Below are 16,085 nucleotides of genomic sequence, written 5' to 3' on the forward strand. Positions count from 1 at the left end.
CGCCCTGTGCGCGAGCCGTGCATCACTCCGCTGCCAGCGCAGTCACCGACGCCCCGACCGGCACGTCCGACTTCCTACGGCGGGCGCGCCGCACCAACCCTCCCGAGCCATGACCCAAGTCGTCCAGGATCGCGTACACGGTTGGCAGGAACAGCAAAGTGGCCAGCGTGGAGAATGCCAGGCCGCCGGCGATCGCTCGGGCCATCGGCGCGTAAGCAATTCCGTCACCGCTGCCCTGCGCCATCGCGATGGGAATCATCGCCAGGATGGCGGTGCCCATCGTCATCAGCACCGGCCGCAGGCGCTCGCGGCACCCCTCGACCAGCGCATCGGTGCGCGACAGCCCCCGACGGCGCAGGTTGTTGATGTGCTCGACCATCACGATGCCGTTGTTCACCACCACGCCCATCAGCACCAGGATGCCAATGAAGGCCATGATGTTGAACTCGGTACCGGTGAGCCAGAACAGCCAGAACACACCGAACACCGAGAACAACACGCCGGACATGATCGCGGAGGGGAACAGCAGCGACTCGAACACCGCAGCCATCACCACGTAGACCATGACCAGCGCGATCAGCAGGTTGAAGATCATCTGCTTGACCATCTGGCTCTCGTCGAAGAACTGCAGGGTCTCGAAGGTGTGGCTGTAGCCTGCCGGGAAGTTGACCGACTTCAGCGTGTCCTCGACCGCCTTGCGCGCCTCCGGCATGGTCGTCTTGCCGTCCGGCGCGGCCTCGACGGTGAGCGTGGTCTGGCGGTTGATGCGGCGGATCTGGTTGGCCGCTTCGCCGGGGACGACGTCGACCATGGCCATCAGCGGCACCTGGCGGCCATCCGCGGCGCGCACCGTGAAGGAGGCCAGCTCCTTGGCGCCGTACTGGTCGGCGCCCGCGAAGCGCACCCATACCGGCACTTCGGTATCGCCGCGGCGGAAGTCGCGCAGGCGCGCACCACGCAGGGCCATGCCGACGAACGTACCCACTTGTTCGGTGGTGAAGCCGAAGGACGCGGCGCGCTCACGATCGATGCGCACCTGCACTTCCTGGTTGCGGTCGCCGGTGTCCACGCGCACGTCGCGCAACTCCGGACGGCGCTCCAGCACCGGCAGGATGTCGCGGGCGATATCGTTCAGCACCTGCGTGGAATCACCGACCAGACGGAATTGCACGGACTTGGGTGGACCACCGCCACCGTCGCCTTGTCGCCCAACGATCAGCCGGGCCCGCGCTGACTTGGGCAGATCGCGGCTGATGCGATCCACCAGCGGCTTGATTTCGCCCTTGTAGTCCTTGTCAAAGGTCACGCGCGTTCCGCCCCAGCCCTGCTCGCTGAACCAGGAGTAGATCTGGGTGATGTGGTATTCCTTGCGGCGCGCATCAAGGAAGTCTTCCACGCGTGCCGCTTCCGCCGACATCTGCTCGACCGTGTAGCTGCCGTTCCACTGGTAGCCAATCTCGGTCTCGGCCTCTTCGTCGCCGCCGAACATGTTGTACTTGGTGAACATCACCGGTGCGACGCTGATCGCCAGCATCAGGAACACGCCCAGCAGGCTCTTGCCGCGGTGCGCAAGACTCCATTGCAGCAAACTGGCGTAGCGTTCCTGCAGGCGATGGATCACGCCAGTGCGGGACGTCAAGGCCGGCGGAGTCTTGAGCCGCGCAGACAACATCGGGATCAGGCTTACCGCCACCAGCCACGAGGCCAGCAACGACACCGAGATGGTGATGGCAATCTGGGACAGATAAATGGCCAGCACGTTGCGTTCGCCAAACAGGTTCGGCACGAACACGATGCAATGGCACAGCGTACCGGCCGACAGCGCGATCGCCACGTGGCGCGTGCCCAGGATCGACGCCAGGCGCGGGTTGCCCGGGTTCTTTTCGCGCTCCTGGTAGATGCTCTCCACCACCACGACCGCGTTGTCCACCAGCATGCCGACAGCCAACAGCAGGCCCATCATCGAGAGGATGTTGAGCGTGACCCCGGCGAAGTACATGAAGCCCAAGGTCATGATGAAACAGATCGGGATCGCCAACGACACCATCAACGTCGACGGCCAGTGGCGCAGGAAGAAGTACAACACGATCACCGACAACAGCAGGCCGATCGCACCAGCTTCGGCCAGTTCCAGCAGGGAGTCGGTCACCACCGCACCCTGGTCGTTGATGATCTTGACCTGGATGCCCTGCATCGAAGGCTCGGACTGGATGCGCTCGACCTCGGCCAGTACCTGCCGGGAGACCTCGACAAGGTTCGCGCTGCGCTCCTTGAATACATCCAAACCGACCGCGGGTCGCCCATCGAGGCGACGCCCCATGTCCAGCCGCGCCGGCTTGAGGTGGATATCGGCCACATCGCCCAGGCGAACATTGCCCGACAACACCAGTTCGCGCAGTTGATCCAGCGACTCCAACTCACCCACCGGCTGCACGCGCAGGCGTTGGCCGCCATCGGTCACCTGTCCTGCCGACACGGAGAAATTGAGGTCACGCAGCCGGCGGTTGAGCTCATCCAGCGACAATCCGTGCGCTGTCAGGCGCTGCGGATCAATCGCAATTTCCACCTCGTTGGCCGTCGCACCCGACACTCGCACCTGCGCCACGCCCGGCACGCGCTCGACGCGGCGCTTGAGTTCGCGATCGATCAGGTCGTATGACTTCGACAAGTCCAGCGTCTGGCTGGCCAGTCGGATTGCCAGGACCGGTTCGTCGTCGGTGCTGGCGTTGCCCACGAAGATGCGGGTTAGTTCGTCCGGCAAGTCGTTGCGAATCGCGTCGATGCGCTCACGCGCCTCGGAAGCGGCGATCTTGACGTCACGCTCCCAATCGCTGAACAGCACCATGATGTTGGCGCCGTTCGCCGTTGCCGTGCTCTGGATGTTGCGGATGCCCGGCAGCGTGGCCAGCGCCTCTTCCGCCGGGCGGGCCAGCGTCCGCTCGACCTCTTCCGGCGTGGAGCCCTGGTAGGGCAACTGCATGAAGATCACCGGGAAGGAGACCGATGGAAAGGCCTCCAACGGCAGGCGGATCGCGGCGATCAGCCCCACCACCACCAGGGTCACGAAGAACATGACCGTGGTGATGGGGCGACGGATGCTGAGTTCGGCGATGCTCATCCGGCCATCCCCGTGTCGGCTGCGATCGCACCTTCGGTCTCGGCGCGGGCCTGGCGGGCACGGCGGCCGCGTTCCAGCCAGTACTCCTCGGAGCGACGGTCAAGCAGGTCATACACCACCGGGATCACCAGCAGCGTCAGCAGCGTGGACACCAGCAGGCCACCGATCACCGTGATCGCCATCGGCGAACGCACCTCGGCGCCCTCGCCCACCGCGATGGCCAGCGGCAGGAAGCCGAACAGGGTGCACAGCGTGGTCATCGCGATCGGGCGCAGGCGCGATCGGGCGCCTTCCACCAGCGCATCACGCTTCGCCACTCCGGTTTCGCGCAACTGATTGACCTTGTCGATCAGGATGATCGCGTTCTTGGTCACCAGGCCCACCAGCAGGATCAGGCCGATGAACACCACCACCGAGATCGAGTTGCCGGTGACCAGCAGCGCCAGCACCGCGCCCACCAGCGCCAACGGGATGGTGAACAGGATCACGAAGGGGTGCAGCAGTGACTCGAACTGCGAGGCCATGACCAGGTAGACCATGAACACCGCCAGCGCGAAGGCGAACAGCAGCGACCGCAGGGAAGAGGCGAGCTCCTCGCCCTGGCCACCCACGTGCATGCCGATACCGGCACCAAGCGGGTCGGCTGCGACCATGTCGCCGACCTCCTTGACCGCCGTGCCCAGGTCGATGCCATCGAGGTTGGCCGACACCACCGCCACTCGCACCTGGTCGGCGCGGTGGATCTCGCTGGGACCCGTGGTGGCCACCACGTCCGCCACGGCGTCCAGCGTCACTGGGCGCGCGCTGCCGGGGTTGACCACGAGTCGGCGGATGTTCTCGACCGAGTCACGCTCGCTCTCCTGTGCTCGCACCAGCACGTCGATGCGGCGGTCCCGGAAGCTGTAGCGGGTGGCCACTTCGCCGCGTACCTGGCGCACGACGGCGTCGGCCAGCTGACGGGTGGTCAGGCCCAGCGCGGCCGCGCGCTCCTGGTCGAAGCGGATCTGCACTTCGGGGAAGCCCTGCTCCACCGTCGACTTGACGTCGGTGTAGTGCGGGTTGGCGCGCAGCAGCCCGGCCAGCTTCTGGCCTGCGGTCCGGATTTCCTCCAGGTCCTGACCACGCAGCTCGATTTCCAGCGGCGTGGAGAAGCTGAAGAGTTCGGGACGACGGAAGTCGACCTGTGCGCCGGGGTGAGACTTCATCGTTTCGCGCAAACGTGCGGTGGTGGCCGCCTCGACGGCCTCACTGCCACCATCTTCCATGATGATCGACAGGCGACCGATGTTCTCGCCGCTTTCGGTCGGACTGGCGTCCAGCCGCGTGCCGGTGCCACTGAATCCGTAGATCGCGCGTACGCCGGGCTCCTTGGTATGCGCCATCTGCACGTCGCGCACCACGTCATCGGTGTCATGCAGCGGCGTACCGGGCGGCAGCTTCACCATCATCTCGAAACGATCCTGCGCCAACTGCGGGATCAGGTCGGTGCCCAGCAATGGCAAGGCTGCCAAGGCGAGCAGGAACGCCACGGCCGAGCCGGCGAGCACCGTCCTCGGGTGGTGCAAGGCGGCCGGCAACAATCGCAGGTACCCCTTCTCGGCGCGACCATACGGCGCCATCGCCAGGTCGCTGGCCTTGCGCATCACCGGTGCAACCACCGTGACCAGCCCACGCCATGCTCGGATCACCAGCCAGGCGACAGCAAAGAACGCGCTGCGAACCAACCACCCCAACCCACGACCCGTGGCTGCCACCGGCTTCTGCCAGCGTTTCTCGGGCGCCCAGCGCGGATGCGCCGGCTCTTCGGGGAAAGCCAGCGGCGCGCGGCCCTTCAACGAGCTCAGCATCGGGATCAGCGTCATCGACACCACCAGCGAGATCGCGATGGCGATGGCCACGGTCAACGCCTGGTCGCGGAACAGCTGGCCGGCAATGCCTTCGACGAACACCAGCGGCAGGAACACCGCGATGGTGGTCAACGTGGAGGCCACGACCGCCATGCCCACTTCGCGCGTGCCGATGATTGCGGCCTCGAGGATGCCGAGCCCACGTTCGCGTGCCTTGGCGATGCTCTCCAGCACCACGATCGAGTCGTCCACCACCAAGCCGGTGGCCAATGCCAGGCCGCCCAGCGACATGACGTTGAGACCCAGCCCAAACTGCCCCATGAAGAAGAAAGTGGCGACGATCGACACCGGCAGCGACAGGCTGATCACGAACGTGCTCCAGCCGTCGCGCAGGAACAGGAAGATGATCAGGATGGCGAGCGCGCCACCAATCACCGCATCCTTCTTGACCTCGTTGACCGAGTTGCGGATGAACTTCGACTGGTCCTCGGTGACGGTCAGCTCCACGTCTGCCGGCAGCGACTTGCGGATCTGTTCCAGCCGCGCGTGCACCGCATCGGCGGTGGACACCGTGTTGGCGTCACCTTCCTTGTAGACGGCCAGCTCCACGGTCTCGCGACCGCCCAGTCGAATGATCGCCTCGCGCTCGCGGTAGCCCTGGCGCACATCGGCCACGTCCTTCAGGCGCACGGGCAGGCCGCCCGCGGCCGCGCTGTTGCCGGCACCCGATGCGCTCTGCGCTGCCGAAGCGGCAGCCATCGCATCGGCCGAGCCGGTGGCCGCGGCCACGCGCGCCATCTGCAGCATGGCGTCCTGCGCGGCGTTGTTGCCCGCGCTGCGCACGGTCAGCAGCAATTCGCCCATCTCCTCGACGCTGGCGAACTGGTTGACGGTACGCACCAGGTAACGCTGCGAGCCTTCCTCCAGCCGGCCGCCCGAGACGTTCACGTTTTCCTGCTTCAGGCGGTTGATGACGGTGTCGACGGACAGGCCCATCTGCGCCAGACGTCGCGGGTCGACTTCCACCTGCACTTCATCCTCAAGGCCACCGCCGACCTTGACGGCGGCCACACCGCCCACCGGCTCCAGCTTCTTCTTCAGGTCGTCATCGGCGTAGCGGCGCAGCATGACCAGCGCGCGTTGGTCGTCGCTGCCCCCCTTGGCCGACAGCGCGAGGCGCAGGATCGGCTCGTTGGAGGGATTGAAGCGCAGGAGCACCGGCGGCTTGGCCTCCTGCGGCAGCTGCAGCGTCTCCATCTTGTCGCGCACATCCAGGCTGGCACGGTCCATGTCCGTGCCCCACGCGAACTCCAGCACCACGTCGCTCTGCCCCGCGCGGGACACCGACTTGAGCTTGCGCAGTCCCTTGACCACGCCCAAGGCTTCTTCCACCGGCTCGGAGATCAGGGTCTCGATCTCGGCCGGCGCGGCACCGGTGTATTCAGTGCGCACCGTCAGCGTGGGGTAGCTGAGGTCGGGCAGCAGGTTGACCTTCAGCCCGCTCAACGCAATCAGGCCGAACAGCAGGAAGGTCAAGGTCACCATCGCCACCGTCACGCGACGGCGGGTGGAGAACTCGACCAGATCGAAAGAGCGCGCGTCCGAGGGCTGCGTCACGGGGAGGGTCTCCGCTTACTGCTTGTTCGAAGCAGGCTTGGTCGAGGCCGGCTTGGCCGCCACCGGCTTGCCCGGCTGGCCGATCACGCTCACCGCCATGCCATCGCGCAGGGTGTTCTTGCCGGCCACGACCACTTCGTCGCCCTGCTGCACGCCCTTGCGCACCTCCACCCACTCGCCGTCGATGTAGCCCAGTGCGACCGGCACGCGCTGCGCCTTGCCGGCCTTGACCATGAACACCGCCGTATCGGCCTCGCCTTCCAGCAGCGCCGTGCGCGGAATCACCAGCGCATCGGCGCGGTTGTCATACGCGATGGCGATGCGGCCGAACATGCCCGGTTGCAACGCGCCTTCGCCGTCAAAAGTGCAGATCACGCGGAACGTGCCGCTACCCGAGTCCACCACCGGCGCCACTCGATCCACTTCACCCTGGAAGCTGCGACCCGGCAATGCGTCAACCTTGAGCTCCACCGGCAGGCCGGCCTTGAGCGTGGCCAACTCACGCTCTGGCACGTTCAGCACCATCTCCAACCGCGAGGTATCGACGATGCGGAAGATCGGCGTGTTGATCTGGACAAAGTTGCCCGGCTTGATCGACTTGGACGCGATCACGCCGGAAATCGGCGCCACGACGTTGGCATACGACAGCTCGAGGTTGGCCAGGCGGTTCACCGCGCGGGCATTCTCCAGGTCGAAGCGGATGCGGTCGTGGTCGGCGGCACTGATCAGCTTCTGCGCCATCAACTGCTGGGCGCGGGCGTACTCGTTCTGCAACTTATGCATCTGCGCCGCGCTCTGCGCAGCCTGCAGCGATGCACGGGCCGAATCCAGCCGTACCAGGACTTGTCCGGCCCGGACATGCTGGCCTTCCTCCACCATCACGCTCAGCGCGACACCGGAGGTCTTGGCCACCACCTGCGACTCGCCGCGGGCCTCCAGCGGCGCGGTCCCGCTGTAGCTGGCGGCGACCGACCGGCGCGTGGCCTTGGCCACCTCCACCGGGACGGCCTCGACCGCGTTCTTGTCGGGCGCCTTGGCCTGCGCATCCCCGTTCCCGCCCTTGCAGGCGCTCAGGGCCAGCCCGCAGGCCAACGCCAGCGCGCCAGCGCGCAGCAGTCCGGATCCATGGATGAGGTTGAAGTGACGCATGGTGGGATGACCTTGATAGGGGGATGGGACCGGCGCTTGTGCCGGTGTTGTATCAAGGTAAATCACCTCCTCGTATTAGCCATGCGCCGAAGGTCATGGTGACCGTCGCCATGGATCGGAGAAGTGCCCTGCTCGCCATGACTTCAGTCAAACCGACGGGAACGGCTATACTTCAGCGCTTGTGCGTGGCCACCCGCCCCGCCCAGCCAGCATTGAACCCTGCCAGCCACATGAGATTGCGGACTACGACATGATGCGACCGCTGACGATCGCCGCCTGCTTGGCCCTCACCACCGTCGCGTTCGCGACCATGGCACAGGACGCCGCCGCGCCCGAAGCCACCCCCACCACCACGGCCCCGGCCGCCGCAGCTCCCGCCGCAGTGAAGGGCAATGCCGAAGCCGGCCGCGCCCTCGCCTACACCTGCATGGGCTGCCACGGCATCACCGGCTACAAGAACGCCTACCCCAACTTCCACGTGCCCAAGATCGGCGGCCAGTCGCCGGAGTACCTGGGCAACGCGCTGCAGGAATACAAGAAGGGCAGCCGCAAGCACCCGACCATGCAGGCGCAGGCGCAGAGCTTCAGCGACCAGCAGATCGCCGACATCGCCGCCTTCCTTTCCACCTTGAAGTGAGTGAGCTGACGCACATGACGACCCATCGCTTTGCACAAGGCGCCCTCGCCATTGCCCTGCTCGCCACCGTGGCCCTGGCGGGCTGCTCCAACAACGCCGAGCACGCCCCGGCCGAAGGCGGGCACGCCGCTGAAACCGCCAAGTCCTCGTCCGCCGGCCTGCCCGATGGCCACGTCGCCGCTGGCGAAGAGCTTGCCAAGGCCAAGGGTGCATCCGGCCAGTCGTGCATCGACTGCCACGGCGCCGAAGGCAATGCTCCGATCGACCCGAGCTACCCGAAGCTGGCCGGCCAGTACGCCGACTACCTCGCACATGCCCTGACCCAGTACCGCAGCGGCGAGCGCGAACACGCGCTGATGTCCGGCCAGGCCAAGGGCCTGACCGACCAGCAGATCGCCGATCTGGGCGCGTACTTCGGTTCGCGCAAGGGCGAGCTGCGCGACCTGCACGGCCTGCAGTAAGCGGTCGGCACGGCCGGAACATTCCGGCCCGCCAACGCACAAGAGCCCGCGTCAGCGGGCTCTTGTCGTTTCAGGCGCCGGAAATCCGGCGGGTGTTTGACGCCTTGAACGGATTCGCCGCCTATCCGCAAACCACGCAATCGTCCGGCGGCAGTGAAGGCGGCGACCGCCGCCACGCATCCACGCTGATCGCACCCGCGCCCGTCGCGACCAGCATCAGGTATCCACCGGCCATCGCGACGTGCTTGCTCAACTGGATGAACTGGTTCTGGTCGTTGAAATCGCCGTAGAACCACACACCGGCCGCGAGCGACAGCGCCCCCAGCACGGCGGCAACCCAACGGGTGAAGGCCCCGGCCAGCACCGCCATCCCCCCACCCACTTCCAGCACGATCAGCCCCGGCAACAGGGCCGCGGGCACGCCCAGCGCCTCAAGCGATTGTTGGGCAGCCGCGTAGTGCGCCAGCCGGCCAACCCCGGAAAGGATGAACAGGAAAGCCAAACCCGCCCGACCGAGCAGCAGATACAGTTGGCTCATGGAACACCTCGACGCCGGCGACGAGACCGGCCCCGGGGTGGAGCGCGTTGGATGCCTCGTGCGATGCGTCACAGTTTGGGCGCCCTCGCCCGCGCCTTCAATGCGCCTCCACGCAACCGATTGTTCCAGTTCCGGGACATCACCCCCCAGGCGGCGTTCCCGGCTTGATGCTGCCGTTGTCCTCCTGCAGGTGCGGCTTGAAAGGCACCGGCGGTGGCGGACGCGCCGTTGCCGGCTGCTCATTGAGGTTCGGGTCGGTGATGGCACACGCACCGCCCAGCGCCAGCAGCGCAACCGCGCAGCGGATCCGTTTATTGGTCCCGGGAATGGGAATCAGCACTTCCTTGATGCTCTTGCGAACCCACTCGGCCAACAGCGTCTCATTGGGCACCCAGTACTTGTCGAATGACGTGGGCTCGAAATCGGTGGGCTTACGCTTGAGCCACGTACCGGCACGATCCAGGTTGGCGATCTCCTGGGTGACGGCGCCAGGCGGCATGCCCGGCGCGGCCGACCCGGGACCTTCCGGGACCCGCACGCTGCCATCGGCATTGAATACGCCAGGTGCTTCGCCACGCTGCGCCCCTGGCGTGTTGCGGACCGAGGCGCCCCAATCGTCGGCACGCGCGGGCGTAGCCCACGTTCCCGGCGCTGGCTGTGCCTTGGGCCCCGTGCCCGGCTCCGTTGAGGGCGAGCTGGCAGGCGGTCTGGTCGTCGTGGTTCCCGACCTGGCGGCCGTCGTCGCAGGTTTGGGCGACGACGTCGCCGATGCCGAAGGCGCCGCGGCACTCGACGCGGGTTGACTGGCTGCACTCGGGGCCGCCGTCCGTGCGGTGGTCGATGCGGGGATCGTGGCCGGCGAGGTTGGCGCCGACGAAGGCTGGGGTACTACCGGTGCCCGCACTTCGCGCTCGCGAATGGCCTGCGGACGCGCGGCAAGGTCACGCACCGCAGGCGTCCGCACCTCCACTTCCCGCGCCGTCGGTGCCTGGACTGGAGCGACCACGTCCCGCTCAACGACCTGTGGGGCGCGTGCAGCCAACGGCCGCGCCGTCGGTGCATTGGCCTCGATCACCGGCGCGTTCGCACGCACCGGTGCAGTGACTTCCCGCTCCTGCACCTGCGGGGTGTTGGCCTGCAGTTCGCGCGGCGTGAGACGGGGGCCCGCCGCTACGGTCCGCGTGGGCGGCAACACGAACACCTCGGTCGTATCCGGCGCCGGCTCGCTGACCGCCACGGCCTGCTCCTGCGGCGCGGCGGGGATCGACGGCGCCGCGACCTCGCGCTCGGGAACGTCCAAAGGCTCGCCCGCCAGTTGGGGTGGCGAGGTACGGGCTTCGATGCCCACCGCCGGCATGTCCGGTGGGGATTCGCCCGTCTCCCCCTCGGCATCCGCAGGTGGCTGCACGCCCTGCGCGACTTCGGGGGACGGGTTGGATTGGGCATCGGATGGCTCATCGGTGGGTGTCTGTGGCGCATTTCCGCCCCCCACTTCGCCCGGCGTGCCTGCGCCGACGAACTCGATCTGCACCACCGTCTCACCCTGCCGTGGTGGCTCGAGCCCAAGGAACTGCAGGTACATCAGCCAGACCAGGGCAACGGCGAAGAACAGGTTGACCAGGACCGAGAAAATCGCCACCGCCCAGCGCAAACGGCGATCCTCCCGCGGTGCGGGATGCCACTGCTGCCGCCACAGCGTGGAAAATGCCTGCCACCGATTGAGCAGCGCCGCGCGTTCCGGTGGCACAGGCAAGCCGCGCGCCAGGAACACCGACAGGACCTCTTCCACGCGGGCACCGGTAACCGCCCCCGCGCGCTGGGTCATCGACTCCAGCCAAGCCCGCCAACCCTCAGGGAATTCGCCGGGGGGACGCGAGCGATGCGCGGTGAGGCGCCACCTGCGGTGCAGGGCCTCGATGAATGCGGCGGCTGCGTTCGTCAACGGCGCCGCGCCGGCATCAGGTCGCGCTTTCGCGACTGATGTACGGGGCCGCGCCGCTGTCGTGGTCGGTCGCGTCACGCACCGCGGTTACGCCAGGCACCTTTTCCAGCAGGGTCTTCTCGATCCCCTGCTTGAGCGTTACGTCCGCCATGCCGCAGCCGTGGCAACCGCCGCCGAATCGCAGCACCACCACGCCTTCGGCCGTCACTTCCTGCACGGCGACATTGCCGCGGTGCATCGCCAGTTGCGGGTTGATCTCGTGCTCCACGATCCACTGCACGCGCTCGACCAGGGACGCGCCGTCGGTTGGCGCCTGGCCCTTGATCTTGGGTGCGCGGATCTGCAACTGGCCGCCGGTGGCCTGGGTCTCGTAATCGATCTCCGCGCCATCGAGGAACTTCACACTGCCGGCATCCAGCCACAGGGTGAAGCCTTCGCAGTCCACCGCCCACTCGTCACCGCCCAGGTCGGCCGGTTCCGCGAATTCCAGGCGCACATCGGCTTTGGCGGTACCCGGGTGCACCGCGGAGAGCTTCACGCCGAGCCCCGGCAGGGACTCGCGCTCGATCAATTTGCGGAAATGGGTCTGGGCGGATTCGGAAATCTGGATCATGCGGCTATTCTAACGGCGTCCGGTGGCGGGTATGCCACCCGTATTCCGCTATGACCCTGCGCGATGTGATTCGTTCACATGGCGCGCGCTGCAAGGAGCCTGCATGAACGACCTGGTCCCCCTCGCCAAAGCCCATTGCATTCCGCGTCGGGGCGTGGAACACCGACTGTCGCCGGCCAGCATCCGTGAACTGATGCCCCAGGTGCCGGGTTGGGAATTGGCCGAAGACGGCCATGCCCTGGTGAAGACGTTCCAGTTCGACGACTACTACCGGACGATGGCCTTCGTGAATGCCTTGGCGTTCGTCGCCCACCGCGAGGATCACCATCCCGACCTGGGCGTACACTACAACCGTTGCGTGGTGCGTTTCTCCACCCATGACGTGGGTGGACTGAGCGAAAACGACTTCATCTGCGCGGCCAAAGCCGAAGCCCTCGCGGACTGAGCGACACCGGGCCGCTGAAACAAGGCCAATCCAAGGAGGCAAGCCATGAACCGCAAGTTCGCCATCCACGCTGCCCTCTCCGTCGCCGGCCTGTTGGCCGCGTCGGCCCTGCTTGGCGGTTGCCAGCGCCCGGCGCAGCAGGCTGAACAGAACGTCGTGCCGTCCACCGAACTCAAGGCGGTGGATACGCCGCCGCCGGACTATCCGCTGGACCTGGCCTGCTCGCAGGTGGGTGGCACGGTGGAACTGCTGGTGACGGTGGGACCGGAAGGCATCGCGACCGACATCCAGGTTGCGCGGACCAGCAAGGTCGCCGCGCTGGACGCATCGGCGCAGGCCGCGGTGCGTAACTGGAAGTTCGCTCCGGCTACGCGCAACGGCCAGCCGACGACGTCCAAGCTGCAGGTACCGGTGAAGTTCACGCCGCCGGCGGAGTTGCCTGAGGATTGCCCGGGCACTGCGGGCGACAACCTCTAACCAAAGTCAGGAATACCGGCCCGGCGGGTGACATTGAGCGCCCGCTCCGCCGCATCTGGACGCGCCCTTTCGTGATCCGTGCCGACGCGACCGGTCAGCTCAACCGGTCCAGCACGTCCAGCAATTCAGGCGCCAGCGGCGCTGTCAGCTGGTAGGGCGCCTTGCCGCCATCCAGCACGAATTCCAGCGTGGACGCATGCAGGAACAGGCGCTTCAATCCCACCTGCTCGCGCAGTCGCTTGTTGACTGCCGGATCGCCGTACTTGTCATCGCCGGCCACCGGGTGGCCAATGTGCTGGGCGTGAACGCGAATCTGGTGGGTGCGGCCTGTTTCGATCCGTACCTCGCAGTAGGATTGTCCGCCGCGGCGCTCAAGCACCTTGAAATGGCTCAGTGACGCCTTGCCGTCGCGGTGCACCTGCACGTGGCGCTCACCGCCTTGGCGCAGCCCGATGTGCAGCGGCGCATCCACCGTCATCACCCCATCGGGCATCCGGCCGGCCAGCAGCGCCAGATAGCGCTTGGTGATCCCGCCCTCCTCGCGCATCAATGCCTGCATCTCGGTCAGGGCCGAGCGCTTCTTGGCCACGATCAGCAAGCCCGAGGTATCCCGGTCCAGACGGTGGACCAGTTCCAGGGTCTGCCCAGGCCGCAGCGCGCGCAGCGTCTCGATGGCGCCAAAACTGATGCCGCTGCCGCCGTGGCTGGCCACGCCCGAGGGCTTGTTGATGGCCAGCAGGCGCGCGTCCTCGAACACGATCGAGGCTTCCATGGCGTCCAGGAAGCCCTTCGGCGGTGTCGGCTTCTCGCCTTCCTCAGCCAGGCGCAAGGGCGGGATTCGCACCTCGTCGCCGCCAGCGAGCTTGCGCTCGGGCTTGCCCCTCCCGCCGTTGACCCGCACTTGGCCCGACCGGACGAGCTTGTAGATCAACGACTTGGGTGCACCCTTGAGTTGCCCCAGCAGGAAGTTGTCCAGCCGCTGACCTTCCCGATCCTCGGGCACGCGCACCATGCGGGCGGCAGCACGGGCCTCATCGGCCTCAGCGACCGGGACTTTGGGAAACTTGGGATGGGTCATCGGCAGGGGTTATCTGATACACTCGCGAAGCGAGATAAGGTTTTGATTTCGCAGGGAGTTGCAGAGCCGGGCAAATGCGCGCCGGCCAACTGCGGCAGTCTGGGGCCGAAAGCCCCTCCCGGCGATTCCGGTCCGTGCCTGACCACTGCCCTCGGGGCAGCCATGTTAGCAGCGTCGGCCCGGCGGAACCCGCCCTCGCCCTCCGGGTCATACCGGTGGAAGTGAACACGTCCCGTGCGACGCAAGCGGCTCCGGCCGCACGCTGTCGCCGGCCGCCCCGTGCGACGCTCGCGTCGCCGGCCCGTAACTTGGAATGCAACAACAAGCGCTCCCGCGGCATGCCGTGGTGTGGAAGCGCTGGAAATTTGAGGTTCCGTCGGCGCGCAAGGTGCAGTCCGCTTTGCAGGACGCAACGCCGCGACGGGGGAACGGAGTTCCAGAGGCGAAACGCCATGGCGTTCCGCGTGCCTGCCTTCGGGCGGGGTGAAGCGCGCGAGGAACGCAACAATGAAGCGAATGCTCATCAATGCCACGCAGGCGGAAGAACTGCGCGTGGCCATCGTTGACGGCCAGACCCTGTACGACATCGACATCGAACAGCCGGCCAAGGAACAGAAGAAGTCCAATATCTACAAGGGCAAGATCACGCGTCTTGAGCCCTCCCTTGAAGCCGCCTTCGTCGAATACGGCGGCGACCGCCACGGCTTCCTGCCGCTGAAGGAAATTTCCCGCGATTACTTCGCCGCCGGCGTGGACCACAACAAGGCCGGCCTGAAGGAACTGCTGCGCGAAGGCCAGGAAGTGGTCGTGCAGGTCGACAAGGAGGAGCGTGGCAACAAGGGCGCGGCCCTGACCACGTTCATCTCGCTGGCCGGCCGCTACATGGTGCTGATGCCCAACTCGCCGACCGCCGGCGGCGTCTCGCGCCGCATCGAGGGCGAGGACCGCGCCGAGCTGAAGCGCGCCATGGACGCGCTGAACATCCCCGACGACATGGGCGTGATCATCCGCACCGCGGGTGTCGGCCGTGACGCCGAAGAGCTGCAGTGGGACCTGGACTACCTGCTGAGCGTGTGGAAGAGCATCACCGATGCCGCGCTGAGCAAGCCGGCGCCGTTCCTGATCTACCAGGAAAGCCGGCTGATCATCCGCGCCCTGCGCGACTACATGCGCCCGGACATCGGCGAGATCCTGGTCGACACGCCGGAGATGTACGCCGAGGCGCTGGAGTTCGTCGAGCAGGTGATGCCGCACAACAAGCGCAAGCTCAAGCACTACACCGACGATGTCCCGCTGTTCAACCGCTTCCAGATCGAGTCGCAGATCGAGAACGCGTACGAGCGTGAAGTGCGCCTGCCGTCCGGCGGCGCGCTGGTCATCGACCAGACCGAAGCGCTGACCGCGGTGGACGTGAACTCCGCGCGTGCCACCAAGGGCGGCGACATCGAGGAAACCGCGTTCAACACCAACCTGGAGGCCGCCGAGGAAGTGGCGCGCCAGATGCGCCTGCGTGACCTGGGCGGCCTAGTGGTGATCGACTTCATCGACATGTCGTCCAACAAGCACCAGCGTGAGGTCGAGAACCGCCTGGCGCACGCGCTGAAGCAGGATCGCGCGCGCGTGCAGATCGGTCGCATCTCGCGGTTCGGCCTGCTGGAAATGAGCCGCCAGCGCCTGCGTCCGTCGCTGGGCGAGTCCAGCCAGTTGGTGTGCCCGCGTTGCGAAGGCCACGGACGCATGCGCTCGGTGGAATCGCTGTCGCTGTCGATCCTGCGACTGGCGGAAGAGCACGCCATGAAGGACAACACTGGCCAGGTGCTGGTGCAGGCCCCGGTGGAGATCGCCAGCTACCTGCTGAACGAGAAGCGCCGTGCGCTGAGCGAGATTGAGAAGCGCCACGACGCGCCGATCGTGATCGTGCCGGACGAGCAGCTGCACACGCCGCATTACGAAGTCACGCGCATTCGCGAGAACGAACTGGGCGAAGAGAGCAACAAGCCGAGCTACCACCGTGGCACGCCGCGCAAGCTGCCGACCCACGCGCTGACCAAGGCCAACCTCAACATCCCGGCGGCGCCGGCGGTGACCAACGTCAAGCACGACCGCCCTGCCCCGTTGCGCGAGCCGCGCGAAGCGGCGGCGGCCGCCCCCGTGGCACCGGCG

12 protein-coding genes are annotated in these 16,085 nt (G+C 66.7%); 5 read left to right on the forward strand and 7 right to left on the reverse strand.

Features of this window, described 5'->3' with window-relative positions; all coding sequences use genetic code 11:
* Window positions 1–22 precede the first annotated feature (22 nt).
* Genes N800_RS01085 through N800_RS01095 form a run of 3 tightly spaced genes read right to left on the reverse strand, consistent with a single transcriptional unit; the run spans window position 23 to window position 7,731 of the window.
* Window positions 23–3,118 (reverse strand): efflux RND transporter permease subunit, encoded by a 3,096-nt coding sequence (locus tag N800_RS01085; RefSeq protein WP_036133742.1) that lies wholly within the window; start codon window positions 3,116–3,118, stop codon window positions 23–25.
* A complete protein-coding gene (locus N800_RS01090) occupies window positions 3,115–6,582 on the reverse strand; it encodes an efflux RND transporter permease subunit (protein ID WP_036133744.1) in 3,468 nt (1,155 codons plus the stop codon). The genes N800_RS01085 and N800_RS01090 overlap by 4 nt, the downstream gene beginning before the upstream one ends.
* Window positions 6,583–6,597: 15 nt before the next feature.
* A complete protein-coding gene (locus tag N800_RS01095) occupies window positions 6,598–7,731 on the reverse strand; it encodes an efflux RND transporter periplasmic adaptor subunit (protein WP_036133747.1) in 1,134 nt (377 codons plus the stop codon).
* 253 nt (window positions 7,732–7,984) lie between these two features.
* Between N800_RS01095 and N800_RS01100 the strand changes: the two genes are divergently transcribed.
* Window positions 7,985–8,368: a c-type cytochrome gene (locus N800_RS01100; RefSeq protein WP_036133901.1), complete on the forward strand. Its 384-nt coding sequence runs from the start codon at window positions 7,985–7,987 to the stop codon at window positions 8,366–8,368.
* A gap of 14 nt (window positions 8,369–8,382) precedes the next feature.
* Entirely contained in the window at window positions 8,383–8,829 is a 447-nt protein-coding gene (locus N800_RS01105) for a c-type cytochrome (RefSeq protein ID WP_036133750.1), read from the forward strand.
* Window positions 8,830–8,950: 121 nt separating this feature from the next.
* Here N800_RS01105 and N800_RS01110 read toward each other — a convergent pair whose 3' ends face one another.
* The 3 genes from N800_RS01110 to N800_RS01120 all read right to left on the reverse strand — a co-directional run bounded on the left by N800_RS01110 (window position 8,951) and on the right by N800_RS01120 (window position 11,922).
* Window positions 8,951–9,367, reverse strand: coding sequence for a DoxX family protein (locus tag N800_RS01110; protein ID WP_052107783.1), 417 nt, complete (start codon window positions 9,365–9,367; stop codon window positions 8,951–8,953).
* A 139-nt stretch (window positions 9,368–9,506) separates the two neighbouring features.
* A complete protein-coding gene (locus N800_RS01115; protein ID WP_156962817.1) occupies window positions 9,507–11,192 on the reverse strand; it encodes a hypothetical protein in 1,686 nt (561 codons plus the stop codon).
* A 133-nt stretch (window positions 11,193–11,325) separates the two neighbouring features.
* Window positions 11,326–11,922: an NfuA family Fe-S biogenesis protein gene (locus N800_RS01120; RefSeq protein ID WP_036133752.1), complete on the reverse strand. Its 597-nt coding sequence runs from the start codon at window positions 11,920–11,922 to the stop codon at window positions 11,326–11,328.
* 103 nt (window positions 11,923–12,025) lie between these two features.
* On the opposite strand from N800_RS01120, the gene N800_RS01125 reads away from it, so the two are divergent.
* Window positions 12,026–12,367, forward strand: a complete 342-nt coding sequence (locus tag N800_RS01125) for a 4a-hydroxytetrahydrobiopterin dehydratase (RefSeq protein WP_036133755.1) — start codon at window positions 12,026–12,028, stop codon at window positions 12,365–12,367.
* Between the two features lie 45 nt (window positions 12,368–12,412).
* On the forward strand, window positions 12,413–12,844 hold the full coding sequence (locus tag N800_RS01130; RefSeq protein WP_036133758.1) for an energy transducer TonB: 432 nt from the start codon (window positions 12,413–12,415) through the stop codon (window positions 12,842–12,844).
* A gap of 94 nt (window positions 12,845–12,938) precedes the next feature.
* Here N800_RS01130 and N800_RS01135 read toward each other — a convergent pair whose 3' ends face one another.
* Complete coding sequence (locus tag N800_RS01135) at window positions 12,939–13,922, reverse strand: RluA family pseudouridine synthase (RefSeq protein WP_036133761.1); 984 nt, start codon at window positions 13,920–13,922, stop codon at window positions 12,939–12,941.
* A 507-nt stretch (window positions 13,923–14,429) separates the two neighbouring features.
* On the opposite strand from N800_RS01135, the gene N800_RS01140 reads away from it, so the two are divergent.
* Window positions 14,430–16,085, forward strand: a 1,656-nt coding sequence (locus tag N800_RS01140; protein ID WP_156962818.1) for an Rne/Rng family ribonuclease, incomplete at its 3' end; no start/stop codon positions are given.

This window comes from Lysobacter daejeonensis GH1-9 (assembly GCF_000768355.1).
Taxonomy (GTDB): Bacteria; Pseudomonadota; Gammaproteobacteria; order Xanthomonadales; family Xanthomonadaceae; genus Aerolutibacter; species Aerolutibacter daejeonensis.

Excerpts from the sequence above, each read along its gene's own strand:
- N800_RS01135 (WP_036133761.1), bottom strand. The coding sequence starts at position 13,922 with ATGACCCATCCCAAGTTTCCCAAAGTCCCGGTCGCTGAGGCCGATGAG.
- N800_RS01105 (WP_036133750.1), top strand. The coding sequence starts at position 8,383 with ATGACGACCCATCGCTTTGCACAAGGCGCCCTCGCCATTGCCCTGCTC.
- N800_RS01130 (WP_036133758.1), top strand. The coding sequence starts at position 12,413 with ATGAACCGCAAGTTCGCCATCCACGCTGCCCTCTCCGTCGCCGGCCTG.
- N800_RS01100 (WP_036133901.1), top strand. The coding sequence starts at position 7,985 with ATGCGACCGCTGACGATCGCCGCCTGCTTGGCCCTCACCACCGTCGCG.
- N800_RS01125 (WP_036133755.1), top strand. The coding sequence starts at position 12,026 with ATGAACGACCTGGTCCCCCTCGCCAAAGCCCATTGCATTCCGCGTCGG.
- N800_RS01115 (WP_156962817.1), bottom strand. The coding sequence starts at position 11,192 with ATGACCCAGCGCGCGGGGGCGGTTACCGGTGCCCGCGTGGAAGAGGTC.
- N800_RS01110 (WP_052107783.1), bottom strand. The coding sequence starts at position 9,367 with ATGAGCCAACTGTATCTGCTGCTCGGTCGGGCGGGTTTGGCTTTCCTG.
- N800_RS01095 (WP_036133747.1), bottom strand. The coding sequence starts at position 7,731 with ATGCGTCACTTCAACCTCATCCATGGATCCGGACTGCTGCGCGCTGGC.
- N800_RS01085 (WP_036133742.1), bottom strand. The coding sequence starts at position 3,118 with ATGAGCATCGCCGAACTCAGCATCCGTCGCCCCATCACCACGGTCATG.
- N800_RS01120 (WP_036133752.1), bottom strand. The coding sequence starts at position 11,922 with ATGATCCAGATTTCCGAATCCGCCCAGACCCATTTCCGCAAATTGATC.